This is a genomic window from Virgibacillus xinjiangensis (assembly GCF_042643145.1).
GTDB lineage: Bacteria > Bacillota > Bacilli > Bacillales > Amphibacillaceae > Virgibacillus_O > Virgibacillus_O xinjiangensis.
In genome coordinates this window covers 1-25,038 of the sequence record NZ_JBHRSA010000055.1, presented here as the reverse complement: position 1 = coordinate 25,038, position 25,038 = coordinate 1, and the positions used below count along the sequence as shown (strand labels likewise).

General features: G+C 45.7%; 26 protein-coding genes and 1 riboswitch. Of the genes, 21 read left to right on the top strand and 5 right to left on the bottom strand.

What is annotated here, in order from left to right:
* Nucleotides 1-11 precede the first annotated feature (11 nt).
* The gene (locus ACFOGI_RS14920) at nucleotides 12-2,087 is read right to left on the bottom strand and encodes a glycoside hydrolase family 3 protein (RefSeq protein WP_390274245.1); all 2,076 of its coding nucleotides are present in this window, start codon (nucleotides 2,085-2,087) and stop codon (nucleotides 12-14) included.
* Between the two features lie 14 nt (nucleotides 2,088-2,101).
* Entirely contained in the window at nucleotides 2,102-3,757 is a 1,656-nt protein-coding gene (locus ACFOGI_RS14915) for a serine hydrolase (protein WP_390274243.1), read from the bottom strand.
* A gap of 375 nt (nucleotides 3,758-4,132) precedes the next feature.
* Here ACFOGI_RS14915 and putP point away from each other — a divergent pair, with 375 nt between their 5' ends.
* From putP to ACFOGI_RS14865, 10 genes are all read left to right on the top strand, one after another.
* Complete coding sequence (gene putP, locus ACFOGI_RS14910) at nucleotides 4,133-5,632, top strand: sodium/proline symporter PutP (protein ID WP_390274240.1); 1,500 nt, start codon at nucleotides 4,133-4,135, stop codon at nucleotides 5,630-5,632.
* Nucleotides 5,633-5,648: 16 nt separating this feature from the next.
* The gene (locus tag ACFOGI_RS14905; protein ID WP_390274237.1) at nucleotides 5,649-6,608 is read left to right on the top strand and encodes an agmatinase family protein; all 960 of its coding nucleotides are present in this window, start codon (nucleotides 5,649-5,651) and stop codon (nucleotides 6,606-6,608) included.
* A 213-nt stretch (nucleotides 6,609-6,821) separates the two neighbouring features.
* On the top strand, nucleotides 6,822-7,070 hold the full coding sequence (locus ACFOGI_RS14900; protein ID WP_390274236.1) for a hypothetical protein: 249 nt from the start codon (nucleotides 6,822-6,824) through the stop codon (nucleotides 7,068-7,070).
* A 172-nt stretch (nucleotides 7,071-7,242) separates the two neighbouring features.
* On the top strand, nucleotides 7,243-7,338 hold the full coding sequence (locus tag ACFOGI_RS14895; protein ID WP_390274234.1) for a putative holin-like toxin: 96 nt from the start codon (nucleotides 7,243-7,245) through the stop codon (nucleotides 7,336-7,338).
* A gap of 306 nt (nucleotides 7,339-7,644) precedes the next feature.
* Entirely contained in the window at nucleotides 7,645-8,109 is a 465-nt protein-coding gene (locus ACFOGI_RS14890; RefSeq protein ID WP_390274232.1) for a ferritin family protein, read from the top strand.
* A gap of 140 nt (nucleotides 8,110-8,249) precedes the next feature.
* On the top strand, nucleotides 8,250-9,416 hold the full coding sequence (locus ACFOGI_RS14885; protein WP_390274297.1) for a CynX/NimT family MFS transporter: 1,167 nt from the start codon (nucleotides 8,250-8,252) through the stop codon (nucleotides 9,414-9,416).
* A gap of 104 nt (nucleotides 9,417-9,520) precedes the next feature.
* A complete protein-coding gene (pxpB, locus tag ACFOGI_RS14880) occupies nucleotides 9,521-10,255 on the top strand; it encodes a 5-oxoprolinase subunit PxpB (RefSeq protein WP_390274230.1) in 735 nt (244 codons plus the stop codon).
* Nucleotides 10,242-11,006, top strand: coding sequence for a LamB/YcsF family protein (locus ACFOGI_RS14875; RefSeq protein WP_390274228.1), 765 nt, complete (start codon nucleotides 10,242-10,244; stop codon nucleotides 11,004-11,006). The genes pxpB and ACFOGI_RS14875 overlap by 14 nt, the downstream gene beginning before the upstream one ends.
* A gap of 51 nt (nucleotides 11,007-11,057) precedes the next feature.
* The gene (locus ACFOGI_RS14870) at nucleotides 11,058-11,999 is read left to right on the top strand and encodes a 5-oxoprolinase subunit C family protein (RefSeq protein WP_390274226.1); all 942 of its coding nucleotides are present in this window, start codon (nucleotides 11,058-11,060) and stop codon (nucleotides 11,997-11,999) included.
* 142 nt (nucleotides 12,000-12,141) lie between these two features.
* Nucleotides 12,142-12,873 (top strand): Cof-type HAD-IIB family hydrolase, encoded by a 732-nt coding sequence (locus tag ACFOGI_RS14865; RefSeq protein WP_390274224.1) that lies wholly within the window; start codon nucleotides 12,142-12,144, stop codon nucleotides 12,871-12,873.
* A 271-nt stretch (nucleotides 12,874-13,144) separates the two neighbouring features.
* Here ACFOGI_RS14865 and ACFOGI_RS14860 read toward each other — a convergent pair whose 3' ends face one another.
* On the bottom strand, nucleotides 13,145-14,158 hold the full coding sequence (locus tag ACFOGI_RS14860; RefSeq protein WP_390274222.1) for a YeiH family protein: 1,014 nt from the start codon (nucleotides 14,156-14,158) through the stop codon (nucleotides 13,145-13,147).
* A 150-nt stretch (nucleotides 14,159-14,308) separates the two neighbouring features.
* Between ACFOGI_RS14860 and ACFOGI_RS14855 the strand changes: the two genes are divergently transcribed.
* The 7 genes from ACFOGI_RS14855 (at nucleotide 14,309) to ACFOGI_RS14825 (ending at nucleotide 19,935) form a co-directional block, all read left to right on the top strand.
* Nucleotides 14,309-15,187 carry a LysR substrate-binding domain-containing protein gene (locus ACFOGI_RS14855; protein WP_390274220.1) on the top strand — a complete coding sequence of 293 codons (879 nt, stop codon included), beginning with the start codon at nucleotides 14,309-14,311 and terminating at the stop codon, nucleotides 15,185-15,187.
* A gap of 78 nt (nucleotides 15,188-15,265) precedes the next feature.
* Nucleotides 15,266-15,448, top strand: coding sequence for a cold-shock protein (locus ACFOGI_RS14850; RefSeq protein WP_390274217.1), 183 nt, complete (start codon nucleotides 15,266-15,268; stop codon nucleotides 15,446-15,448).
* A gap of 223 nt (nucleotides 15,449-15,671) precedes the next feature.
* Nucleotides 15,672-17,192, top strand: a complete 1,521-nt coding sequence (exaC, locus tag ACFOGI_RS14845) for an acetaldehyde dehydrogenase ExaC (RefSeq protein WP_390274214.1) — start codon at nucleotides 15,672-15,674, stop codon at nucleotides 17,190-17,192.
* Between the two features lie 41 nt (nucleotides 17,193-17,233).
* A complete protein-coding gene (locus ACFOGI_RS14840) occupies nucleotides 17,234-17,593 on the top strand; it encodes a DUF779 domain-containing protein (RefSeq protein WP_390274212.1) in 360 nt (119 codons plus the stop codon).
* A 99-nt stretch (nucleotides 17,594-17,692) separates the two neighbouring features.
* Entirely contained in the window at nucleotides 17,693-18,736 is a 1,044-nt protein-coding gene (locus tag ACFOGI_RS14835) for a hypothetical protein (protein WP_390274209.1), read from the top strand.
* 122 nt (nucleotides 18,737-18,858) lie between these two features.
* Complete coding sequence (locus ACFOGI_RS14830) at nucleotides 18,859-19,302, top strand: IDEAL domain-containing protein (RefSeq protein WP_390274207.1); 444 nt, start codon at nucleotides 18,859-18,861, stop codon at nucleotides 19,300-19,302.
* Between the two features lie 162 nt (nucleotides 19,303-19,464).
* Nucleotides 19,465-19,935 carry an IDEAL domain-containing protein gene (locus ACFOGI_RS14825; RefSeq protein WP_390274205.1) on the top strand — a complete coding sequence of 157 codons (471 nt, stop codon included), beginning with the start codon at nucleotides 19,465-19,467 and terminating at the stop codon, nucleotides 19,933-19,935.
* A gap of 65 nt (nucleotides 19,936-20,000) precedes the next feature.
* Here the strand turns inward: ACFOGI_RS14825 and ACFOGI_RS14820 are convergent, their stop codons facing one another.
* Together ACFOGI_RS14820 and ACFOGI_RS14815 are read right to left on the bottom strand one after the other, a co-directional pair.
* Nucleotides 20,001-22,019 carry a penicillin-binding transpeptidase domain-containing protein gene (locus ACFOGI_RS14820; RefSeq protein WP_390274203.1) on the bottom strand — a complete coding sequence of 673 codons (2,019 nt, stop codon included), beginning with the start codon at nucleotides 22,017-22,019 and terminating at the stop codon, nucleotides 20,001-20,003.
* A gap of 116 nt (nucleotides 22,020-22,135) precedes the next feature.
* Nucleotides 22,136-23,086: an LCP family glycopolymer transferase gene (locus ACFOGI_RS14815; RefSeq protein WP_390274201.1), complete on the bottom strand. Its 951-nt coding sequence runs from the start codon at nucleotides 23,084-23,086 to the stop codon at nucleotides 22,136-22,138.
* A 290-nt stretch (nucleotides 23,087-23,376) separates the two neighbouring features.
* A riboswitch (cyclic di-GMP riboswitch) is annotated at nucleotides 23,377-23,460 on the top strand.
* 22 nt (nucleotides 23,461-23,482) lie between these two features.
* On the opposite strand from ACFOGI_RS14815, the gene ACFOGI_RS14810 reads away from it, so the two are divergent.
* From ACFOGI_RS14810 to ACFOGI_RS14795, 4 genes are all read left to right on the top strand, one after another.
* Nucleotides 23,483-23,611, top strand: a complete 129-nt coding sequence (locus ACFOGI_RS14810; RefSeq protein ID WP_390274198.1) for an anti-repressor SinI family protein — start codon at nucleotides 23,483-23,485, stop codon at nucleotides 23,609-23,611.
* Between the two features lie 72 nt (nucleotides 23,612-23,683).
* On the top strand, nucleotides 23,684-24,016 hold the full coding sequence (locus tag ACFOGI_RS14805; protein WP_390274196.1) for a helix-turn-helix domain-containing protein: 333 nt from the start codon (nucleotides 23,684-23,686) through the stop codon (nucleotides 24,014-24,016).
* A gap of 101 nt (nucleotides 24,017-24,117) precedes the next feature.
* Nucleotides 24,118-24,600, top strand: coding sequence for a VanZ family protein (locus tag ACFOGI_RS14800; protein WP_390274194.1), 483 nt, complete (start codon nucleotides 24,118-24,120; stop codon nucleotides 24,598-24,600).
* Nucleotides 24,601-24,776: 176 nt separating this feature from the next.
* Nucleotides 24,777-24,938 (top strand): hypothetical protein, encoded by a 162-nt coding sequence (locus tag ACFOGI_RS14795; protein WP_390274193.1) that lies wholly within the window; start codon nucleotides 24,777-24,779, stop codon nucleotides 24,936-24,938.
* The last annotated feature ends 100 nt before the right edge of the window (nucleotides 24,939-25,038 follow it).

The window sequence follows — 25,038 nt, the reverse complement described above, 5'->3', positions numbered from 1 at the left end:
AACTCTCCCCCTTAATATGATAGACCAAGTCCATAATCAAACAGTACATTTCCCTCTTGATCCGGTATGGTCACCGGCAGCATTCCTGATGGCTGATTGTCTCCGAATAGGGTTGCAGCTGTTGCTTGGAAGCTTGCATTGCGAAAGCCGTATTGTGCAAGATACGCATCAATTTGCGGGTATGCCATCAAATCATATGGATTGCGGATGCCGATGCCGATCACCGGTACTTCGAGTTCCTCTATCAATTGGTGGACCAGTCTCATTTGGCTGCTGTCCGGGCTTCTGCCAGCCACATTATAGGTGTAAGTGCCCGCGATGATGGCTTTGATCCCCTCTAATTCTTCCAATTCCTCTTTGGTGAGAGGCCCATCGCTTGTAATCAATGCTGTGTTCCCATGATAGTCTTTCACTGCTTCGTGCAGGTTGCTGCTAAAGGTGTTTCCAACCACGGCCAATTGGTCGTCAGATGAAAGGTCCAGCGGCAGGACGTCGTCATTTTTAACCAAAGTGATTGACTGCTCTGCTGCCCTCTGTTCTACCTGTTTATGGGCCTGGGAACCTACTGTGTTTTCTGCTTCGGCTATCTTTGCTTCCACTGACGCCGGATCTTTTTCTTTGAGGATTCCCCGATTCAGTTTCAGTTCAAGAATACGTGCTACCGATTCTTCTATTCGTTGTTCACTGATTTCCCCGTCTTCCACTGCTTCGCGTAAACCGTCGGCAACTTCCTCCAGCCCCACCGGCATCAGGATGATATCCGTCCCTGCTTTTACCGCCCGTTTGACTGCATCGACCGAACCAAAGTGATCACTGATGGCTCTCATATTCAAGGCATCTGTAATAATCACACCATCGAAGCCCATTTCCTCGCGCATCAGTCCAGTAAGAACCTTATGGGATAGGGTAGCTGGCAAGGAGATTTCTGAACCGTCCTTTTGGGAAACTACTTTAGTATCATCGATATTCGGAAAGGTGACATGAGCAGTCATAATCGCGTCGATACCTGCATCCATTGCTTTTTGAAATGGATATAGTTCCACCTCGGAAAGCCTCTCCTTGTCATACGGAACTTCTGGAAGGCCGAGATGGGAGTCGACAGATGTGTCTCCATGTCCCGGGAAGTGTTTTGCTGTAGTGGCCACGCCTGCTTGCTGGAGTCCTTGCGTATAAGAAATGCCAAGGTCTGCCACAAGCTCCGGTGATTCGCCAAAGGAGCGGACACCTATGACTGGATTATCCGGGTTGTTATTGACATCCATGACAGGGGCCAGGTTCATGTTGATGCCGAGGGATTGTAGCTCCTCGCCGATGGCTCGTCCCACTTGTTCGGTAAGCTCTTCAGACCTTGTTGCACCAAGGGCCATATTCCCTGGCATATCAGTACCTGACTGGAGTCTTGTTACCACCCCGCCTTCCTGATCAATGGTCATCAATAAACCATATTTCTCACTTGCTTCTTGATAGGCTGCCACCAGTTTTGCGGTTTGTTCAGTGGTTACGACATTTTCTCTGAACAAAATGACACCGCCAAGATGGTATTTCTGGACAATTCGTTCAATTTCAGGGAGCATTTCGGTCACGTTTTGCCCGTTCCATGTACGGAAGTCAGGCATGAGCATTTGGCCGATTTTTTCGTTCAGTGTCATATTGTCTATCGCTTGATCAATCAAGTCATAATCGCTGCCCTTCTGCTTGATTACCATCTGTCCAGATGGTTTTGTATGAACGGCAATCCTGTCAGTGGAGGAACCATCACTGACCGTGATAAAACTTCGCCCGTTCTGCCCGGTGAAGGTGACCGTCCCGTCCTTGTCCACCGTAGCGACATTCTCATTTTTGGACTGCCAGGCAAGATTTTCGGAAACGGAAGTGAAGTGGCCATCTTCCTGTATATTCAATGCTGTCAGATCAATTTGGCCATCTTCTACCTCTACACTTGCTTCGGGAACATTTTGAAGGATCATCAACTTATTGGCAGCCTGGCTGTCTGCTGCTTTGGCTGGTTCAATGGCTGTTCCAAATGGAGCCATCAATAATACTGCCGATGCCAGGGTAAGAAATGCAGACGTTCGTGCAGATTTCATATGCTTCCTCCTTATTAGTAGTCACGTTGTGTCCATTCATTGGTGTTGATGTTATATGGGATGGGATTGCCGGAAACATCCGTTATCTGCAAATTGTTGAGGTACCAGCCGCGTCCATTTGCGCCACCATCTGTCTGATAGGTGAAACGGATATGATTGGTATCATGTGGAAGATGAAACTCTTTATGCAACCAGTGATCACTGGCACCGGTATACGGTCCGTCCAGTTCTTCCCAGTTCACCCCATCTTTGGAGAATTCAACCTTCCCGTAATCATAATGATTCTCAATGTTGTACCACGTATTGAAAGTCAGGGTGGCGTCTCCCTGAACATCCATTTCAGCGGTCAATGTCCGACTTAAATCATCACCATACCCGGAGAACCAGCTGTCTGTCCCTTTCGGAATATCGACTGGGATGGAATCAGCGACCAGACCGGCAAAATCTTGTCTGGCAGGATTAGTGGATACCGTGTTCCGGGAAGGGTGCACTCGGTTTGTCAACAGAATAGCAATCGTATCATTTTGTTGACTGATTACCAGGGAAGTTCCTGTATACCCAGTATGCCCAATCGTTTGGGAATCGGATAACCCATCCATATACCAGCCCTGCATCAACTCCCAACCAAGCCCATGTTCGTTACCAGGGAACTCGGGTATTTGATTTTCGGTAAGAAGTTCGACCGTTTCAGGCTGAAGTATCTGCTTTCCTCCATAGCTTCCATCTTGAAGAAACATATGGGCGAATTTAGCCAGGTCTGTTGCAGTAGAAAATACACCTGCATGTCCAGCAACACCATCAAGCGACCAAGCACTCTCATCATGTACTTCTCCATGGACAAGTCCTCGCCCTATTCCTGGTTGATATTCCGTGGCAGCTATCCTGTCGTGTAATTCTGCCGGAGGGTTGTACATCGTGTCGGTCATACCAAGCGGGCTGGTAATACGTTCACGGACGAATTGGTCCAGACGTTGATTGGACAGTTCTTCTACTAACACACCAAGGGTGATCATATTCAAATCACTATAAGTGTAGGTGGTGCCAGGAGCGTTTTCCAATGGATAGTGCAGAACATGCTGGATCCTATCTTCACGACTGTCTCCAATCGTATAAAGTGGTATCCATGGGGTGAAGCCGGATGTGTGGGTCATGAGCTGTCTGATGGTGACATCTTCTTTCCCGTTAGCGGCAAATTCGGGAAGATGCTCGGCAACGGGGTCGTCCAATTCAAATGCACCTTGTTCATACAGGATCATCGCTGCGGTAGAGGTGAAAATCTTGCTGATTGAAGCTAGGTCGAAGATGCTGTCTTTCTTCATGGGGAGGGGGTCGTCTGTCTGATTGCCTTGGTCATCTTCATAGAGGTAAGCATGTCCATATGCTTCATGCTGTACAATATGGCCTTTCCTGGCAACCAGTGTCACTGCACCGGGCATCGTCCCCTGTTCGATATGTCTTTCGATGACAGGGTCAATCTCTTGTAGCGGCCCTTTCAGCATGCCTGCTCCGCGTATAGACCCGGGATGAACGACAGAAGAAGAAGGACCAGGCTTTCCCCATTGAAAGCGAGGGTGTACATCCTTTCCTGCTGTCACGGGAACGATACTCCCAGCCATCAAGGCAAGGGCGAAAAGGAATGTAAGCATTGAATTGGCGATTTTCCTAAACATATATAGCCTCCTTGTTTAGTAGTTTCATAGACTGAATCTTCTATGAATTCGTTTACATTAATATAAAGATAATCGTTATAGGTAAAATAGTCTATCGTACAAAGATACCAATTAATGTAATTTTATTTTACATAGTAGGGCATAAGGAATGGTGCAGAAGACTGACAATTATTAATTATTAGTATTAATTTTTCCTATGTAATGGTAATATGTATAGGTAAGAAAGCGCTTTAATCAAAGATAGAAAAATAGGAGGGGTCTTATGGAACAAGTGACAATTGACTTTTGGTCTGCTTTCTGGTTTATCGTCCCAATGCCCTTGCTGGTTGTATGGGCATTGATCACCTTTTTTACAGAGAGGGAGCGTGATGATTCATGAACCCGACATTAATTACGTTTGCTTTCTATTTGATCATGATGATTGCCATCGGGATTATCACCTATCGTATGACCAATACATTATCTGATTATGTATTGGGCGGACGGAGACTGGGAAGCTGGACAGCCGCTTTCTCTGCGTCTGCGAGTGACTTCAGCGGCTGGCTCCTGATAGGACTGCCTGGTGCTGCATATGCTGCTGGTCTTGGACAGTGGAGCTTGTGGATCGCTATTGGTCTGGCAGTCGGTGCAATGATCAATTGGCAATACGTAGCAAAACGGCTCCGAATCTATACAGCTTACTCCAATGATTCGATCACATTGCCGCAGTTTTTGGAAAACCGATATCGGGATAACTCTCATCTGTTACGAGTGATTTCTGCTGTATTTATTTTATCATTTTTCCTTTTCTATACTGCATCTGGTCTTGTAGCGGGTGCGAAGTTGTTTCAAGGGACCTTTGAGATTGATTATCATATCGCATTGACGGTCGGTGCTATCATCATCGTTGGTTATACATTTCTTGGAGGATTCTTGGCAGTAAGTATCACCGACTTGATTCAGGGTGTCTTGATGTCTGCCGCCTTATTATTCACATCCATCTACGGCATTGTGCAAATCGGCGGATTCGGAGAACTCTTTAACCAGCTCGGTTCCATCAGCGGCAGCCTTGTTGATGCATTCGCAGCCACTTCCTACGACGGGGCGGATGGAGGGTTGTGGCAGCCTGCTGGAGCTATCGGCGCAGTCGGCATTATTTCTGCTCTGGCATGGGGGCTTGGCTATTTCGGGCAGCCACATATTCTGGCACGTTTTATGGCAATCAAGTCCCATAAAGAAGTAAGAAAAGCAAGGTTGATCAGTGTAGCTCTAGGCCTGGTAATTCCCTTGTACGGGGCGTTGATTGTTGGTATGCTGGGAATAGTAACCTTTAACGAACCACTGGCTGACTCAGAGCAGGTATTCATCCAGCTTGTCCAAGTCGTTTATAATCCGTGGATTGCGGGTATTCTCCTTGCAGCAGTTCTGGCTGCAATCATGAGTACTGTCGATTCCCAACTGCTTGTTTCTTCCAGTGCTTTATCGGAGGATTTCTACCGGCGGTATTTCCGTAAGCAGGCAAGTGATAAGGAATTAGTATGGGTAGGACGAATTTCTGTTCTGGTCATTGCAGTGGCTGCATTGATGCTCGCATGGAATGAAACCAGCTCAGTACTTGATCTTGTTTCTTATGCGTGGGCAGGATTCGGGGCTACTTTCGGGCCAGCCATTTTGTTTTCCCTGTTCTGGCGGAGAACATCACGTAATGGAGCGGTTGCCGGTTTGATTGTCGGTGGTGTTACAGTGTTCCTCTGGCCGCTGACCGGATCGGCGTTGTATGAAATGGTACCAGGATTTGTACTTTCCAGCCTTGTCATTGTATTGGTAAGCCTGCTTGGAAAAGGGCCTACAAAAGAAATCCAAGATGAATACGACAAAGTTGCCGGCGTTAAATAATCAAGGAGTGATAGAAATGACCGAAAAAATCTATGGAAATACGCCTTGCTATCTTGGCGGAAAAAAAGTGAGCATATCGGATAATAATTTAGAAGATAGAGATGTCCTTATATATGGAGTACCATGGGAAGGTGCAGTGACATGGGGTGATTATACAGGCGCCGAACTTGGCCCGAAAGTCATTCGGCTGAGTTCCGCCCGTTATTCCGGCTATCTGCCGGAATTGGACGGCATGGATGTACTGGAACACTATAAATTGGGTGATTTAGGTGATGTTGACGTTGTTCCTGCTGACACAGTCGAGACCATGCGCAGGATTGAAAGCTTCGCCTCCAATGTTTGGAAAACTGGTAAATTCCCGGTGGCCTTCGGGGGAGACCATGGCATTACGTATCCGATTGTCAAGGCGTTGAGTGAAGAAGTGGATGGCCAGGTGGGAATCATCCATCTTGATGCCCATTATGACAACCATCCGGATTACGAAGGGGACCTCTATGCAAGGAGCACCCCATTCCATCGCATTTATGAAAGTGAAAGTGTGAGAAATGAAAGCATCGTGCATATGGGCATACATGGACCGAGAAACAAACCGGAAACTGGCAAATACGCAGAAGAAGTAGGGGCCACTACCATTTCGGTCAGGGATGTCCGGAAAGCGGGCAACTCGAACCAATTGGAGGACCTGGCGAAAAAAGCGTATGATATCGCCAGTGAAGGTACAGAAGCAGTATATCTGAGTATCTGCAGTGATGTGTTGGATTTCGCATTCAATCCAGGCGGGCCGGTCGATGGCAACGGCCTCACTTCATTTGAACTGCTAGAACTCGTCCATGAATTTGCCAAGTTGGGTATCCGTGGGATGGATTATGTGGAAGTCTACCCACAGCAGGACACGAATGACAACTCTTCCCACTTTGTTACCTATGCCGTACTGTATGCATTGGCAGGAAACATCCTTCACGATCAAAACAAATAAAATAGAGGAAAAGAGGGCACCTCATAACAGGGTGCCCTCTTTTTACGGTTGCAGGCAGGCCCCTTATCATCACCTGAAACTTGAAGTGATTTTCTTGTAAATATCGGTCACATTTACCTATTTTATCGGGTAAGATAATGCAAAATGCCCTTGTTACAAAAAGTAAGTTTGTGATAATCTTAAATAAGTTGATGGGGGATGAGGAGGGTCAATTTGAATAGAGAAAACATAGAAGACCTGCTTCACAATTGCAATAGAATGTCGCAAGAGATAGAACAGATAAAAACGAACAGCAAGCAGATGAACGAACTATTGAATGATTTGGAAGCAAAGGTGAAGCATGCAGGAAGTGATTTGGACAGTTTATACAAGGATATAGATAAACTGGAAATGAAATTTGATAGGGTGGAACCTCTGCTAAGGAGGAGGATCAGAAATTGTCTCTTTTGGAGAGTCGGTTAAGCGTGCATATGCAGGCTTTTTTTTTATGCTTAAAGACCGATAAGGATCAGGTGAATGGATTGAAAGGGAACAAACGTTCTATTTTATGTGTTTTTATGATATACTTGCCACATGGTAATGTTCCTAGGGAGTTGTCGGCCAACCCTTCGTGATAGGGGAGGGGGTGATACAGTTGAACACGTTCGAAGTAATCACGCTGATGTTCACCTTTGGTACTTTCCTGATTGCCTTGTTGACACTGGTGATTCGAATGATCAATAAAAAATAGGCCCTGTGTATTGGTAACGTCAGGGGCCTATCAGACTGACTGCCGATTCCTCTCAAGGAACCGCTTATCTCGGGGGCCGCAGCTGCATCTGTGGCCCGTTTATTTTATGCATCTTTTTACCTACATTATACCATATTCTGTTCTTTTTCAAGAATAAAAGATATATGTCTGCACAGCATGGCGAAAAAAGCTGGCTATTGTCATTTTATTTCCTGGGCAATAGGCCATTCTTCTGGCAAGTGGGTAGATGAACAGATATCCTTGCTGCTCATATAGTAACTATGTGTATGTGAAAGGAGAATGAATATGTATTATTACATGCATCCGTCATATTATCATAGTGGATATGAGGCATATATGCGTGCAAATGGACAGCAGACAGAGCTGTTGGAGGCATTGCTGAGGGCCATGGAAGGAGAAAGCAGAGCCATCGACTTCTATGAAAGACTCAGGAAAACAGCCCCGAGCAGAATGGCACAGGAAAAGGTGGAACATGTACTGGAGGACGAGAGGCTGCATTTGGAAATGTTTGTCGACCTTTATAGGGCATTATCAGGCAAAAGCCCCAAATACCGAACGAGAAAAAAGCAGATATCCGGATTCAAGGAAGGTATACGTGAAGCATTCGAAGATGAAATAGAAGCTTATGAGTTTTACAGGGATAATTACCTGCTTACACAGGATGGAAGAGTCAGGGACGTGTTTTTCCATGCAATGACAGACGAAATGGAACATGCGACACGCTTTGGGTTTATGTATCGTGATCTATAGAACGGTTAGGGATGGCTGATGATGTCATCCTTTTTTCATTTGTGTAGCCTTGTGCTATATTAATATTTAGTGTTGAGAAAGGAGTCGGTAGCTTGGAAATAGAGGATGGTCATGAGAAAAAAGTAGATTTATATCGGTTCATGCTGTTTCTTGGCATTATTATGGTGGCGTTCAATTTACGTCCAGCAATCACTTCGGTCGGACCGTTGATGGGAGTGATCCGCGATGACTTAGGGCTTTCCAACTGGAGTGCCGGTTTGTTGACAAGCCTTCCGCTTGTAGCATTCGCAATCATTTCCCCGGTGGCTCCGAAACTTGGAAATAGGTTCACCAATGAGCGTACCCTGCTGTTAGGGTTATTCGTCCTGTTTGTCGGCATAAGCATCCGCTCGGTTTCATTCATGTTATTTGTTTTTATCGGTACCTTATTGATCGGGATAGGTATTGCCATATGCAATGTCCTCTTGCCTGGTGTGATCAAGGAGAAGTTTCCGGCAAAGGTTGCCTTGATGACGAGCATTTACTCAACCGCCATGGGGATATTTGCTGCTACAGCTTCCGGTCTTAGTATCCCACTTGCAACTGGGTTAGGACTTGGTTGGCAGACTGCATTACTGGTATGGGCCACTCCTGCCATCATAGGAATTTTCCTGTGGATTTACATAGCGCGGAAAGATAAAGCAGGCAAAGAGATGACCATGAGTGCCGTTGATCTTTCGGATAATCGCATGTGGAAATCACCGCTTGCCTGGCAGGTGGCTGGATTTATGGGGTTCCAGTCTTTTCTTTTCTATGTGACGATTTCTTGGCTGCCTGAAATCCTGCATGCCTACGGAGTTAGCATGGCAACAGCAGGGTGGATGCTGTCTTTCATGCAATTTGTCGGCCTGCCATCAAGTTTCTTGGTGCCGGTAATTGCGGGAAAGTTCAAATCACAACGTGGTGTCGTAATTGTGCTTTGTTCTATCTCTGCTGTCGGCTATGGAGGGTTGATGGTCGGCAGTTCTTATACAGTGATGGTAATCTGTACCATTCTTATCGGGATAGCACTCAGTGGAAGCTTCGCACTGGCCTTGGCTTTTCTCGGTATGAGGTCCAAGACGGCGCGAAATGCTGCAGAGTTGTCAGGCATGGCACAGTCGATCGGCTATGTGTTGGCGGCAGTCGGTCCGATATTGATAGGTTATCTCTATGACCTGACAGGAAGTTGGAATTATCCGCTGCTGACATTGATCGGGGTAACTACTGCCATCATGCTCTTCGGTATGGGAGCAGGTAGGGATAGGTATGTACTGGACAACGCATAGTACCTCCATTGAACCCTTTTCCGAATCTTCATCGATATGCTCGTATCTGTTCTGAAAACTATGATACTATTTTATTATGTTGAAGAGTAAAAGAGGGTGTGAAGATGAGAATCCAAGCTGTAGGTGATTCTGCTGTAAGGGTCGGCTTTCCAGGTGAGATATCAGAAGAAATGAATGCGAATATCCGCGGATTTTGCAGAAAACTGGAGGAAGCTGCCATCCGTGGTGTGATTGAATGGGTTCCTGCTTATCAATCAGTAACAGTCTATTATGATCCCCATTACATCGGTTACCGGGAAATGAAGCAAAATATTGCAGAAGTGGGAGCGGGTGAAATCCCAGAAGCTGGGATAGAGTCCCGTCTGATCCATGTACCGGTTCAATATGGAGGTGACTCTGGGCCGGATCTCTACCGGGTAGCAAGGGAGAATGGATTGCAGCCGGAAGAGGTCATAGAGATTCATCAGCAGCCAGAATACCTTATCTATATGCTCGGCTTTCTCCCTGGCTTTCCATATCTTGGTGGTCTTGATCAGCGCATTGCAACGCCAAGACTGCAAGAACCGAGGCCGAAGATCGATCCAGGGTCGGTAGGAATTGCACATGGACAGACTGGCGTTTATCCCATAGCTTCACCAGGTGGCTGGAACCTGATCGGTAAGACGCCATTGAAATTATTCCAATTAGAAAAGGGAAAACAGGGTTTCTTCCTTCAAGCAGGAGATCGGGTGAAATTTTTCAGCATTTCAGCGTTGGAATTCAAGCAAGTGGAAGAACAAGTAGAAATGGGCACATATGTAGTGCATACAGAGGGGAGTGAAGGAAATGCTACGGATTGATCTGAATTGTGATGTGGGAGAAAGCTTTGGACCTTATACCATCGGTGCCGACGAAGAATTGATGGATTATATTACTTCTGCAAATATCGCCTGTGGAGGACATGCAGGGGATGCGGATGTGATGGACAGGACGATAAAGCTCGCAAAAGAGAAAAAAGTGGCTGTCGGGGCTCACCCCGGCTATCCTGACATTGCCGGGTTTGGCAGGAGAGCGATAGAATACTCTCCAGGCGAAATATACCGGATGCTAATTCAGCAAATCGGAGCCTTGCAAGCCTTCTGTCATGTTAACCATGTTCCATTGAAACATGTCAAACCGCATGGGGCCATGTATAACCAAGCAGCTCGCAACCGGAGTTTGGCTGAGGCGATAGTCCAAGCAGTATATGACGTGGATTCCGATCTTATCTTGTATGGTCTGCCTGGAAGTGAACTCATCCGCGCAGGGAATGAGGCTGGATTGAAGACTGTCTCGGAAGCGTTCGCTGATCGCACGTATCTAGCAGACGGTAGCCTCACACCAAGGAACAGGCCGGATGCATTGATCACCGATCAGCAGGCAGCAGTACAACAGGTGGAGCGGATGGTAAATGAAGGAGTAGTAGAGGCAGTGAACGGGGAGATGGTAACACTGGAAGCGGATACTGTTTGTGTACATGGGGATGGCCCCCATGCCGTTCATTTTGTCCACGGTCTGTGGAGATCGCTTCATGAGAAGGAAATAAAGGTAGCAAGCCCTGGCTCTCCCTGACAGGTGGCGCTCTCTTTTAACGTCGGAAGCTATAGCAAAGGAGGAACTGCAATGCAGAGCAGGGAGATATTCAAAGTGGTCAAACCTGGAATGTACACAACCTTCCAGGATTTAGGGAGGACAGGTTTTCAGCGTTATGGTGTACCGCCAGGAGGGGCGATGGATCCATTCGCATTGCAGATCGCCAATATTTTAGCAGGGAATCCTCCTGGAACGGCTGCATTGGAAGTGACACTGTTGGGGCCCGAATTGATTGCATGTACGGATATTACCATAGTGATTACAGGCGCCGACCTTGGAGCACAGCTGAACGGTCGCCCAACCGAAATGTGGTCCACCCGAAGAATGAAAGAAGGAGATCGATTGTCTTTTGGCAAATACCGATCAGGTTCCAGGGCTTATATTGCGGTTTCTGGCGGTTTTGATGCTCCTGAATACCTCGGGAGCAGTTCGGTAGATGGGAACATCGGAATAGGTAGCCTGTTGAAGAAAATGGATAAGCTTAATGGATATCCGCAACCTCGCGAACAAGGCATCGGATTGGCCCGAAAGCATATCCCTGTTTATGGAAATTCCATTCGGACAGCAGTCATCGAAGGTCCTCATACAGAGGCTTTTACAAGTGCTGGCAGGGAGACGTTTTTCCATACGATCCATCGAGTGGAGGCCAATTCCAACCGGATGGGATATAGGCTGCGTTCTGAGCAGATAAAGGTCCGAGAGGATGCTGAGATTTGGTCGGATGCCGTGCCGTTTGGAGGCATCCAGGTCCCTGGCAATGGGCAGCCGATCATCTTAATGGCTGACCGACAAACAACCGGAGGCTATCCACGTATCGGTACAATAACCAGTGCAGATATCCCTAACGTTGCCCAATTGGCTCCTGGTGGGGAAATCAGCTTCTATTCCATATCGGTTGAAGATGCCCAGGAGCGACTCCGGAGAATGAGAGAATTTTTACATGAGCTGTATCTTTTCAGTCAATACATATAACGAGATAAGCCGATTATATTTACGCAATGCTTTGGCCGTGCGTTCTTGCTGCCATGAGAGGTTCAAATAAAATCTCAAGCATTGCATGAAAGGTCATTAATAGGAAGAAAAATAGGAACCGAACATCGAGGAGGAGCTAATTATGCCGGATATTAAACTCATCGCCCTGGATATGGACGGCACGTTGCTGACCCATGAGCACGAGGTGACAGAATCAGTAAAAAGTGCAATCAAACAAGCGTTGGAGAAAGATATTCATGTCGTTCTCAGTACAGGGAGAGGATTCATCACCTGCTATCCATACGCAGAATCATTGAAATTGGAGTCTTATCTGATTACTGCCAATGGCGGGCAGATCTGGACAGTGGAGAAAGAGTTGCTGAAGCAGCATCTGTTGGAAACAGAGAAAATCGAGAAAATGTGGGAAATTGGCGAGAGTCTCCAGTTGGACATGTGGATGATCTCCACAGAACGTGTCTTCCGAGCAGAAAGGCCGGAGAACTTTTATGATTATGAATGGCTCAAATTCGGCTGTAATTCATTTGATGAGGCGACCTTGGATAAAATGGTCAAGGAACTCTCGTTTATGGATGGGCTGGAAATGACCAATTCATTGCCGACGAATATCGAAGTCAATCCACAGGGAGTAAGCAAGGCAAAGGCACTTCAATTTGTCTGCAGCGAGATAGGGATTGAGATGGAAAACGTCCTGGCTGTCGGTGATAGTCTGAATGACATGAAGATGATCCAGGAAGCTGGAGTAGGAGTCGCCATGGGGAATGCCCAAGAAGCGATTAAAAAGGCTGCAGATTTCATAACAGATACGAATGAATTGGATGGTGTGGCAAAAGCTATTGAAAAATTTGCTCTGTAAGAAAGAAAACCAGTTCCGCCAATAAAGGTGGAGCTGGTTTTTCTCTCAACAATCCCGCAACTATTTCCCGCCACTTTTAAGCGTTAGTTGTATAGGTGGATGCTTAGCTGAACGATAGGCGATCGCTGCGACAAACACTTCGCTTTCCATGGGCCCAGTCTCCTCGGAAGCAAAGGTCGCTTCCTGTGGGGCAGGAAATAGAAAGCGTAGTGGAATTTCCAGAGCGGTGCCAGGAGCACGCGACGGTATTTTTCAACCTAGGAAACGATACTTATAGCTGCACCAGACTGTACATTAGAACCGACAACACTACCGAAGTGATCAGCATGGCGAGCAATGGCCTGAGAGCTTTGTCCCTGACATCCTTCAAGCTGACATTCAATCCAAGCCCAACCATGGCAGCGGTAAGAATGAAAGTGGTCAGGATATCCACCAGGTTCATGATACTTTCTGTAACTGGTATATGACTTCCCAGTACGAAGCTCCCAAAAAAACTCATGGCAATGAAGCCGAGCAGGAACCAAGGAAAGCTGACCTTAGCGGTGCCATCCTCCGTTCTATCCTTTCTATGACGCATCCAATACATGAGAATGAAACATAGTGGAACAAGGAGCAATACCCTGCCGAGTTTAGCAAGGAGGGCCATGGCAAGGGCTTCTTCTCCTGCCGGTTCCGCAGCTAAGGCTACATGTGCCAGCTCATGCAGGCTGAGGCCTGCCCACACTCCGAATTCCACCTCTGTAAGTGGCAGAAATGGCATGATTACGGCATAAATGACTGAAAACACCGTACCGACCAGTGCAATGATTCCAATTCCAATCGCCGTATCTTCATCCTTTGCCTTGACAATCGGCGATACTGCGGCAATAGCAGCTGCCCCGCATATTCCCGTGCCCGCACCAAGCAACAAGGCAAGCTCCGTGTTGGCCTTGAATTTCTTCGCCAGGTAAACCGTCAAGAGGATAGAGAACACAATGCCTGCTGCCCCCTTCAAGAGGAGACCTAGTCCGTCTTCAAAAATCACATCGATGTTCAATTTCAATCCATATAGAATGATCGCAGTCCTGAGTAGATATTTGGTCGAAAAATGGATACCGGAACGAAACTTCTCGGGATAACCGAATAACTGCCGGTAGATGATAGCTAGGAGAATTGCACAGGCCAGTGGTCCCACACGGCTGAATCCTGGCAGCATTGCCAACAGATAGCCGAAAAGGGCTATAATGAAGGTGAAACCTATTCCTGTAACCATTCTTTGTTCATAAGTTTTCTCTTGCTGTAACATTCCAACATTCCTCTCTATCTCCCTTATCAACTTCTCCAATAGTCCTAAGTATAAAACGGTATGGAGTATAAGAAAAATAAATTATAATGATAGTGATAATAAGTATTGCTTATGATTGATGTGGTTGAAAGAGAATGGAGGCGAAGCCAGATGGATCAGTCGCTGGTTGTGTTTAAGGAAGTTGCTGACCGCAAGAGTTTTTCCCGGGCTGCCGAAGTGCTGCACATGTCCCAGCCAGCCGTAAGCCAATATATATCCGCTTTAGAGAAGGAATATGGTGTACGTCTCCTGGAACGGAGCAACAAATTTGTCCAATTGAATAAGGCGGGGGAAATCATCTATCAGTATGCGGTGGATATTCTGAGGAAATATGAACAAATGGAAATCCTGGTTTCTGATTTGAAGAATCAACCAGGTGGAGAATTGAAGATAGGGGCAAGTTATACCATCGGTGAATATCTGGTGCCACTCATATTAAAGAGGCTGCAGGATAAATATCCGGATATTCTCCCGGACGTTATGATAGGAAATACGGACACAGTAACACGCACGCTTGAAAAGCGTGAGATTGATATTGCTCTGGTGGAAGGAGAAATAGACCGGCCCAAGATAGAAGTAGAGCCGTTCGCTCAGGACCGGATGTTTATTGTCGTCGGCAATAGGCCAGAACTGATAAGGAAGCAGTATTCCCCGGTAGAGTTGGAAAAAGAAACATGGCTGATCAGGGAAGAGGGGTCAGGAACTAGGAGAATGGCGGAGGAACTATTCTCCTTCCTGCAGATTTCTCCTGAACGGGCTCTCACTTTTGGCAGTACCCAATCGATCAAAGAAGCCGTTGAAGAAGGGATGGGTATCACCTTCCTATCCGAACTAGCCATTAAAAAGGAATTACAGCAACAGCGGCTGCATAGATTGGATATGGAGGGATTACCATTTAGGCGTCAGTTCAGTCTCATTAAAAATGAGCAGGAATTTCACCCGAAGGCATTGCAGGTGTTTGAAGATGAGGTAAGAATGCTGGGTGAATAGTCTGTTTTGCCGGAGCACCTTTCTTTATGGATGAGAAAGGAGTATAATTGAAAGAGTACCAGGAAAGGAGATGCGATATTGTCATTTTCTCGAGGACCTAAGGAGCCAGTTGCAGAAGTGGAAACAAATGTCTGGTCATGTACCAGTGATGACTGTCAAGGATGGATGCGTGAGTCGTACAGTTTTGCAGAAAAACCGGCATGCCCACTTTGCAAGTCAACGATGGAACAGGAAGTACGCGTGCTTCCAGAAGTAAAATAGATGTCCGGTCACCACAATGGAAGAAACATGAAAAGTGATTGACTATATTTTTTACAAGAGGCGCTGGGAATAAACCAGCGCCATTTATTTTGAATTCCATTGCTTAGTGGAAAGCATAATTCTTGCAATTATCCGAAAATGGTTTATATACTTATAATAGATATACAACCTGTTCTTCATCATCATAATGTAAGCGATTGCATTAAACGAGGAGGAGAAATTAATGAGGTATGCTAACCCTAACGCAGAAGGATCTGTTGTAAGTTTCAAAGAAAAGTATGATAACTTCATCGGTGGAGAATACCGGCCGCCGGCAAGTGGAAAGTATTTTGATAATGTGAGCCCAGTCAATGGCGAGGTGTTCTGCCAGATCGCCCGCTCAAATAAAGAAGATGTACAGGCTGCAGTCGATGCTGCCAATGCGGCAAAGGAATCATGGGGAAAAACATCGGTTGCCGAGCGGGCCAATATCCTGAATAAAATCGCTGATAGAATCGAGGAAAATCTCGAGACCCTGGCGGTTGCAGAAACCTGGGATAATGGAAAGGCGGTAAGGGAGACTTTGGCAGCCGATTTGCCGCTCGCGGTGGACCATTATCGTTATTTTGCCGGTGCCATCCGATCGCAGGAAGGCGGAATCAGCCAAATAGATGATGATACAGTAGCATACCATTTCCATGAACCGCTTGGAGTGGTCGGTCAGATTATTCCATGGAACTTCCCGTTACTGATGGCGACATGGAAGCTTGCTCCCGCGCTTGCGACAGGGAACTGTGTCGTATTGAAGCCGGCCGAACAGACACCAGCATCCATCCACGTACTTCTCGAACTGATCAAAGACTTGCTGCCGCCTGGTGTGCTTAATATCGTCAATGGCTTTGGTGTGGAAGCAGGGAAGCCTTTAGCAACAAATCCTGGGATTTCCAAAGTCGCCTTCACCGGGGAGACGACAACTGGACGGCTGATCATGCAGTATGCTTCTGAGAATATTATTCCAGTTACTTTGGAACTTGGTGGAAAATCACCGAATATCTTCTTTGAGGATGTCATGGATGAAGATGATGGTTTCCTGGATAAGGCCATCGAAGGCTTTGTCATGTTTGCCCTCAACCAAGGGGAAGTATGCACCTGTCCTTCTCGCGCTCTTGTCCATGAGTCCATCTACGACAAGTTCATCGACCGTGTCATCGACCGGGTGAAACAAATAAAAATTGGCCACCCGTTGGATACGGAGACAATGATGGGGGCTCAAGCATCCCAGGAACAGCTGGAAAAAATATCCTCTTATCTGGATATCGGCAAGCAGGAGGGAGCGGAAGTGCTTGTCGGCGGGAATGTAAACAAACTTGAAGGAGAACTGGAGAACGGTTACTATGTCGAACCGACCATCTTTAAAGGCCATAACAAAATGCGGATCTTCCAAGAGGAGATTTTCGGTCCGGTGTTGTCGGTGACGACTTTCAAGGATAAAGAAGAGGCAATGGAAGTCGCAAACGATACCTTGTATGGGCTTGGAGCAGGCATTTGGACACGTAATATCAACACTGCCTACCGTTTCGGCCGCGGAATCGAAGCCGGCAGAGTATGGACCAACTGTTACCATCAATATCCTGCCCATGCTGCTTTCGGAGGGTATAAGAAATCAGGAATCGGCCGTGAGAACCATCAGATGATGCTCAGCCACTACCAGCAGACCAAAAACCTGTTGATCAGCTATAGTGAAGGAGCAGCAGGTCTATTCTAAAGGCTGAGGAAGAATCATAGAATAGAGAAAGGACGATGTAGATGGTACAGCGTGTCACTGCGACTGATGAAGCATTGGAATTGATCCGCTCGCTGAAGGAGATACATGGTCCATTGATGTTCCATCAATCGGGCGGCTGCTGTGACGGCAGTTCGCCCATGTGTTATCCAAGGGGTGAGTTCAGGACAGGCGATTCCGATTTTTTGCTAGGAGAGATCGGTGGCACCCCCTTCTATATTTCGAAGGATCAGTATGAATACTGGAAGCATACCCAGTTGATCATCGATGCCATAGATGGCAGGGGAGGCATGTTTTCCCTAGAGGGACCGGAAGGCAAGCGTTTTTTGACAAGGTCAAGAGTATTTACGGAAGAAGAAAAGAAAGAGCTTTCCGCTAAATAATCGATACATCTGAAGAAAACAGGCATGACTACTACTATTCACCCATATATTGAACTACACATAAAATAAACATATCCATAAGAAAAAGGATGTGTCACCTTGTCAAAGCTGAGATATTATGTAAGCGGAAACACTGCGGAAGGTTTTGTGAACTACATGCCTTTCAACACAGAAGGACTGAAGCAAGTCATCATTCTGAAACATCCTTCGGAAACACTGAAGACTGCTGTGTTGAAACAATTGATTTCCCATTATGATGAGGGGGCGGAAGTGCTCCTGAGTGCCAAGGGAAGCAAGTATCTTGATGGTATCATTATGAGGGGGAAATCACTCGCTGTCGTTAACGATGTGCTGTCCACTCCGGAACTCCCAGGTGCTATAGAGATCGATTTGAGTCTGTTCCAGAAAGACAAACTCTATTTGACGGACGATTATATGGAAAATAAGAGTAAGTATGAGGAAGCTGTACAGTTGGCTTACCAAAAGTTCAAAAAGGGACTTGAAATACATGACGAGCTGGAGGAAATCTATATCGGTGAGATGGATTTCGAAAAAGCGGACCAGCTGGCAGTTTCCTACATTTCCAAACTTCTGGATGGCATTCCTGATAAACCAAAACGTACAGATCCGCCACATCGTCTGTTTGGAACCAATACGCCGGAAGGAGTGGTCAACGAAATACCGCATTTGATTGAAAACATCAGCACTGTGTATCATGTAAAAGGCCGTGCGGGAACAGGGAAGTCGACTTTCATGAAAAAAATCGGAGAAGCATGCAGTTCCAAAGGATATGACGTGGAATTCTACCATTGCAGCTTCGACCCCGGGAGCATCGATATGGTGATGGTGAGGGAACTGGAATTTTGCCTGTTTGACAGCACAGATCCGCATGAATTTTTTCCTGAACGAGAAGGGGAGCTGATTATTGATCTGTATAAGGAAGCAGTGGCTCCTGGGACGGATGAGAAATATGCAGATGCTATACAAGAGGTGAATCAGCGGTATAAATCGTTTATGAAAGAAGGAATCAAAGATTTGAAACAGGCTGGTGCTCATCTGGAAGAAGTAGAGAGATCCTTCCGATTCACGGAAACGGAGTGCAGGCATATTGCCTCATTTCTTACGGAAAAAGTAATTACGTAGGCTGAAGGAGAAGATATCCGTTTATTTTTTAAAAAACCTATAATTTTTTCTTGCCATTTATTTGAATATAATGTAAAATTAATTAACTGAAAATTTAGATATAAAATTAGGGGGTGGAATGGATGGTAACTGTTAAAATGCTCAAGCCTTATTATATTAAGGCTGAGAAAGATGTTGTCCGCGTGATCCTTGCCTATCAATATTTCTCGGTGCTGATTAAAAAACAGGTATATCAATTTATTCCGGTAGAAGCTAAGGAAATCCGGCTGAGTCGGAAAACGCGGAAAGTCGTGAATACAGATGACAGGTTCGCTTTTCAGCATGGTAAAGATGTCGTTTATATGACGCTGGCAGAGTTGATTTCCCTTCCTGATTTTCAGATGCAGTTGAATACCATCGTCGAACCATATTATCGTAAAGAACGGACTGCCAGCAAGAAAGAGAAGAAAGATGATACGTCCCTGATCATTCAGGAGCTCGAAAGGCAAAATATCATGCGGATGATTGACAAGGCACTTGATGAACATGATGAAGAAGCATTCAATGAGCTGGTCAAACAACTATAGATGAATGGAGCATTTCCTTATACAACCGGGAAATGCTTTTTTATTACAATTTATTTTGAAAATTATGTCACAATCTTTTAATATACAATAAAAGCGGTTATACTAGGGTTATAGGAGTTCTTCAAAAAGAACGACCTACTATTAAACAAGTGAGGTGGGTAGATGAATGTCATGGTAGATTTTCCAAAAGCTCGTTTTATTAAATCCTTTCCCCGTCATATACATGTAATGCTTGCTGCAGCAGATATAACGGTGACCATAGACGGGATGGAATACATCTTCATACCTATACATGCCAACGAAATACGTATAAACCGCCAGACTAAACGGATAGAGAATACAAAGGATATTTATGCCTTTCAGAGAGGGGAAGATGTCCTGAGCCTCACCATGACAGAATTGATCTCCATCCCGGAATTCCTGCCCCAGTTGAACAGCCTGGTGAAAGACTATTACGAGAAACCAGGATTAGTGGAGCAAGCACGGAAACAGGAGAATGAAAAGCTTATCCGTTTGCTGGAAAAGGATAATATTTTACGTTTGATTGACTTGTCACTTGATAATCATGATGAACGGTCTTTTATGGAACTGAGCAACTTGCTGAAAGAAAATTATAGCGATATCCTCGGATGAAGGACGGTAATGAAAGAACCTGCCAGCCTGGTAGCCAGGCTGGCAGGTTCTTTAGGTTTGGTGATCTACTTTATTTCATTGAGGAGCTCTGTCGCTTTTTTGACGGCATAGCCACTTTCTTTATCCTGTGTCTGTTCCACCATCATGGCAAGCACTAAGTCTTGATCATCGCTTGGATAGGCAACAAACCAGCTGTTGACACCGCTATCCTGGTCATCTTCTGTGAGCTTCAACTCAGCTGTCCCGGTCTTGCCGGATAATGGAAAGTCAGATTCCTGAGCAGGAGCGGCCGTCCCCTCTGTAACCACAGCCCTTAACGCGTCATTGATGATATCTGTCTGCTCGGCTGTCATTAATGATTCTTCCCAGACTTGACCTGTATCTTCGTCTGCAAGCAATACCGGCTTCATCATGTTCCCTTCATTCATAAGAGGAGTATATGTGGCTGCCAAATGCAAGGCGCTCATTTCCATCTCGCCTTGTCCATAGCTGGTATTTGCGAGCAGGACATCATCTTCAATCGTTCCATCATTCGAAATACTGGATGCTTCTATCGGATACTCATAGGGAATGTCTTCAGAGAAACCGAAATTTTCCAACCCTGCAACAAGCGCATCAGCACCCATTTCAAGAGCTTCCATGGCAAAATAGATATTGTCGGAGCGGACGAGAGCATCTTTCAAATCTACTGGTCCATCCGATTCAGATACACGGGTGACCTCATATTCACCCCATCCTTCGCCATTGCTCCATGTAAGTCCATCTATTTCAATCCCTTCCTGAGGATCTAGGGTACCATGCTGCATACCAATTGCTGCTGTTACCGGTTTGATGACCGAGCCTGGTGCATAAGTAGCAGAAAAACGATTGAGCAATGGCTGACGTTCATCTTCCTGGAGTTCCTCCCAAAGAGAGTTTGTCGAATGATACATCAATTCGTTCGGGTCGAAGGAAGGGCTGCTGACGAGCGCAAGGGTCTCGCCTGTTTTAGGGTCTAACAAGGCCGAGGTTCCTGCGTCTCCATCATAAGAGTTGAATACTTTTTCCTGCATATTGATATCAATAGTAAGTTTGACGTCTTCTCCGTGCTGTACTTCCTGTTCAGCGATCACGGTTTCTTCTTCACCATTCAATGCGAGGATCTTTACTCCTCTTTCGCCCCTGAGTTTATCTTCATACAGGCTTTCCAGACCACGACTTCCGATCATATCACTGGCACTGTACTCTCCTTCTTCATCTTCTTCCAGGTCTTCTGCGTTCACTTGCCGCAGATATCCCGTCAAATGGGCGGCGGCTTCGCCTGCAGGATATACTCTTCCGGTCGACTCTTGATACGTGAACCCATCCATTTCGACCACTTCTTGAAGCAGCTGCTCATCTTCCCGGGGAATTTCTTTCAACGGAACGAACGTTGTTGGCTGGACCCAGGAAGCATCAAGCGCCTGGTTTATTTCTTCCACCGACATTTGAAGCAGGTCAGCTGCTTCTTCTTTTGCCTGTTCGGCATTCTCTCCCAGACGTTCCGGTACGATTCCTATGTTATATACGACATCATTCAAGGCCAGCGGCATATCATTGCGGTCGAGGATTTCGCCGCGCTCCGGGTCTACTGTTTGTATGCTGATTTCACCTCCGCTTTCCAGTTCAGGGAAAATGAACCCTGGGTGCCATTCGACATACCAGTTGGCTTCCTCTTCGCTTTCCTCCCCCTCCTGTACCAGTGTTGCTTCATTTTCGAAGACAACCGGGCCGGCTATGGTTTCCATCTCTACTTGGTATGGGATCGTGGCCATACCTTCAGAGAATGCCGCATCCACTTCCTCATCCGATAATGCCTCATAATTCACAGAGAGTTCATTGACATTCAGATCTTGATAAATTTTTTCCATACGTGATGTGGATTCTTCTTCACCATAGCTCTCCCGTGTTTCGGTGGTGTGCATGGCATACATCCCGTTGAACTCCAGGCTATTCCACTGTTGTACATATTCATCGAAACGTTCATTCGGGGAGACTTGGTCTTCCGAACAGGCAGTAAGAAATACAATTAACATCATGGTTGCTAGTATTGCAAACTTTTTCATCTTAGACCCCCACTATCTATTTTATAAATCTATTGTAATATATTTTGCTCATTTACATAAAAGGGCCATAGAGAAAAAGTCACACTGAGGCGAATCAGGTGACTTCTCTATAACTGCTATCGTGCTTCCATATGACCTTGTATTTCTGTTGATATCCGGTCAAATTCAGAATTAGGCACCACTAGATACCAAACACCGTTAATGGTTTGGCCGTTGCCGCTGATTTCCAAGGTTTCCTGGTTGGTCAGGGCTCCACGATAGTCGGTGAATAATCTTTGCATCGTGTCCATATCCATATCAGTCTGGACATTGGAGCCAAGGATGCTGAGGATGTCATCAACTTTGCCGATACTGGAGAAGCTGGCAGCCTGTTGCATGGCCGCAGTGATTACCTGGCGCTGCCTTTCATTTCTTCCAAGGTCGCCGCGCGGATCGTTTTTGCGCATGCGGATGTATTCCAGTGCTTCCTGTCCGTTCAACTGTATTTCACCTTCAGGGAAGTTGGTTCCCCCTTGGGAGAAAGCCATGTCATTCCGTACGGTTACCCCGCCGATGGCATCAATCCCTTGTTGGAAACCTTCCATATTGACTCTTGCATAGTAATGGACGGGAATATCGAAGGCCTCCTCGACGGTTTGCACCGATAATGCCACCCCACCAAAGGCATAGGCATGATTGATCTTATCCATGCCGCGTCCTGGAATATTGACGTAAGTGTCTCTTGGGATGCTCAGCATTTTCATGGAGTCGGTATTGGGATTGGCAGAAAGGAGGATCATTGTATCCGATCGGCCACTGTCCCCGTCTCGTTCATCGACACCGAGCAGGAGGGCATTCACTGCGTCTTTGTCAGCAAAGAGGCGCTTCAATTCTTCTTGCCGTTCCGGATCGCTGTCCCTTTCCAGCGGGTTATGCATGGTAGCTACAGTATTTCCTAGCTGATTATAGAGATAAAAGGCGTAGCCCCCGGCGAGCAGAATCAATGCAAGCAGGATACCACCCAGCCAGAACGGCCATTTCCGCCGTTTTTTATGCTGCTTTTTTTCTTTTCTTGTATTCACAAACATTCTCTCCTGTGCAAACCAGTAACGACATCAGACTAATTTGCTGAAAATTAATTGTTCTTATTTAAATTATAGCCCAACTGACTGTCATCCGTCTATGCTTTATCATTGATTTTCATTGATGGGCAGAGCTGTGATGATATATCTGTCAGGGCTAATCTAGGAAGTATTTCCGTATATATGTATATTAAATGCTTTCTTCATCTTTACAAAACTAGTTCGAGTCCGACAAAACAAGACACCCAGAACCCGGTATTCATATAGTATAATAGTCATATAAATAAGCCGAGTAACCAGAAAAGTGGCAAACCTATTGAAAGATGGGGGCGCAAAGTCACGGGTCTAAAGCATGATGCCATGACGGCCGGATTTCCTGGACATGAAAATGGGGGACGGATAATGGAAAAGGTAATGGAGGACACTGCAATCGATCAAGAATGGCTGGAATTGATCAAGGAAGCAAAACTGCAGGGATTGAGTACAGACCAATTCCGGGCGTTCCTGCAGCAGGCTGAGAGAGAGAATTAGTATTACCATGTGCTTTATATAGAATCTCTCACTTAGTTGTGGTATAATCCGGGTGAAAGCGGGTGAGAGAACGTGATCGGTGACAAAATTAAAGCATTACGACAGGAAAAAAAGCTGTCACTTTCCGAATTGGCAGAAAGGGCCAATGTCGCAAAGTCCTATCTCAGCTCGATCGAAAGGAATATTCAAACCAATCCATCGATCCAGTTTATTGAAAAAATCAGTAACGTTCTTGATGTTCCGGTAAATGAACTCATACAAAATGATAAAAAAGATCATACATACGAGGAAGCAAATCTGGATGATGAATGGATTTCCATTGTGAGAGAAGCCATGGATTCCGGGGTCACGAAGGAACAGTTCAAGGAGTATCTTGAATTCAATAAGTGGAGAAACAAGCAATAACCGTCATGCGATCGGCATGCGGTTTTTTTGTTGGTATTGCCATATATACTACCACCATTTTTACTTTATAATAGTCTTATCCTGAAAGTTTGGTGAGAATGATGAAAAATTATCTCTATTGGCTGCTGCCTATCGGCTGGATGGCAGTCATTTTCCGTTCATCCGCAACTCCATATCAGAACCAAGATATCAAACCATTGCTTGGCAGTTTTCCTGTTGATCTATCTTTCCTGGAACCTTTGGTTGACTGGATTTCTTTCCGTTATCATCAGTCGGTTGTCAGTGTTGAGACCTTGGGGATAGAGGGCTTCATTGAGTTTTTTATTCGCAAAGGTGCCCATGTCGGCGTGTTCTTTCTGTTGATGTGCGCTTTTTATGCAGCACTGAGGAAAGCACCTGGATTAAAATCGCGGACAAACCTTGCCCTATCCTTTTTCCTGACTGTTGCATATGCTGTAGCAGATGAGGTTCATCAAGGCTTTACACCTAACCGTACCCCTTATTTCGGTGATGTGGTTCTGGACAGCTTCGGCGCACTTTTGGCTGCTGTCTGTTTACTTGTATTTACGAGGTGGAAGAGATAAATAGCTGACAAAAACTCCAATACTTTGAAGAGATAATGTGTGATTTTCATTAAATACATGTAAAAAGTGTAGAAAAAGACAAATACCGCCCTATTTTTCCGAAGAATATGATATGATTCTATTTATCTGAATATCACCGACGTGAACGTTACTTGATGCAAAGGTGGGAAAGTGAAATGGGAGAACAGGAAAGATATAAACATCTACTGAAAAAAGTCATTGATGAAACAGAAAACTCAAAAATCAAATCATCCCAAGAACTGGTTCAAACGTTGATCAGGGAATTGAGCAATCCGGGGGAAGAAAACTCCATCCGCCCGCAGAATGCTGTAAAATAACGCCAAAAAGACTGCATGTTTACATGCAGTCTCAGGCTGTCGAGAAAGTTCTCGACAGCCTTATTTTTTTGTTCATTTTTCTGAAATTCATTTTCTTCAC

What these genes read in the sequence shown, in the direction of transcription:
- ACFOGI_RS14920 (WP_390274245.1), bottom strand. Translation starts at nt 2,087, where the DNA reads ATGAAATCTGCACGAACGTCTGCATTTCTTACCCTGGCATCGGCAGTA.
- ACFOGI_RS14915 (WP_390274243.1), bottom strand. Translation starts at nt 3,757, where the DNA reads ATGTTTAGGAAAATCGCCAATTCAATGCTTACATTCCTTTTCGCCCTT.
- putP (WP_390274240.1), top strand. Translation starts at nt 4,133, where the DNA reads ATGAACCCGACATTAATTACGTTTGCTTTCTATTTGATCATGATGATT.
- ACFOGI_RS14905 (WP_390274237.1), top strand. Translation starts at nt 5,649, where the DNA reads ATGACCGAAAAAATCTATGGAAATACGCCTTGCTATCTTGGCGGAAAA.
- ACFOGI_RS14890 (WP_390274232.1), top strand. Translation starts at nt 7,645, where the DNA reads ATGTATTATTACATGCATCCGTCATATTATCATAGTGGATATGAGGCA.
- ACFOGI_RS14885 (WP_390274297.1), top strand. Translation starts at nt 8,250, where the DNA reads ATGCTGTTTCTTGGCATTATTATGGTGGCGTTCAATTTACGTCCAGCA.
- pxpB (WP_390274230.1), top strand. Translation starts at nt 9,521, where the DNA reads ATGAGAATCCAAGCTGTAGGTGATTCTGCTGTAAGGGTCGGCTTTCCA.
- ACFOGI_RS14875 (WP_390274228.1), top strand. Translation starts at nt 10,242, where the DNA reads ATGCTACGGATTGATCTGAATTGTGATGTGGGAGAAAGCTTTGGACCT.
- ACFOGI_RS14870 (WP_390274226.1), top strand. Translation starts at nt 11,058, where the DNA reads ATGCAGAGCAGGGAGATATTCAAAGTGGTCAAACCTGGAATGTACACA.
- ACFOGI_RS14865 (WP_390274224.1), top strand. Translation starts at nt 12,142, where the DNA reads ATGCCGGATATTAAACTCATCGCCCTGGATATGGACGGCACGTTGCTG.
- ACFOGI_RS14860 (WP_390274222.1), bottom strand. Translation starts at nt 14,158, where the DNA reads ATGTTACAGCAAGAGAAAACTTATGAACAAAGAATGGTTACAGGAATA.
- ACFOGI_RS14855 (WP_390274220.1), top strand. Translation starts at nt 14,309, where the DNA reads ATGGATCAGTCGCTGGTTGTGTTTAAGGAAGTTGCTGACCGCAAGAGT.
- exaC (WP_390274214.1), top strand. Translation starts at nt 15,672, where the DNA reads ATGAGGTATGCTAACCCTAACGCAGAAGGATCTGTTGTAAGTTTCAAA.
- ACFOGI_RS14840 (WP_390274212.1), top strand. Translation starts at nt 17,234, where the DNA reads ATGGTACAGCGTGTCACTGCGACTGATGAAGCATTGGAATTGATCCGC.
- ACFOGI_RS14830 (WP_390274207.1), top strand. Translation starts at nt 18,859, where the DNA reads ATGGTAACTGTTAAAATGCTCAAGCCTTATTATATTAAGGCTGAGAAA.
- ACFOGI_RS14825 (WP_390274205.1), top strand. Translation starts at nt 19,465, where the DNA reads ATGAATGTCATGGTAGATTTTCCAAAAGCTCGTTTTATTAAATCCTTT.
- ACFOGI_RS14820 (WP_390274203.1), bottom strand. Translation starts at nt 22,019, where the DNA reads ATGAAAAAGTTTGCAATACTAGCAACCATGATGTTAATTGTATTTCTT.
- ACFOGI_RS14815 (WP_390274201.1), bottom strand. Translation starts at nt 23,086, where the DNA reads ATGTTTGTGAATACAAGAAAAGAAAAAAAGCAGCATAAAAAACGGCGG.
- ACFOGI_RS14810 (WP_390274198.1), top strand. Translation starts at nt 23,483, where the DNA reads ATGGAAAAGGTAATGGAGGACACTGCAATCGATCAAGAATGGCTGGAA.
- ACFOGI_RS14800 (WP_390274194.1), top strand. Translation starts at nt 24,118, where the DNA reads ATGAAAAATTATCTCTATTGGCTGCTGCCTATCGGCTGGATGGCAGTC.
- ACFOGI_RS14795 (WP_390274193.1), top strand. Translation starts at nt 24,777, where the DNA reads ATGGGAGAACAGGAAAGATATAAACATCTACTGAAAAAAGTCATTGAT.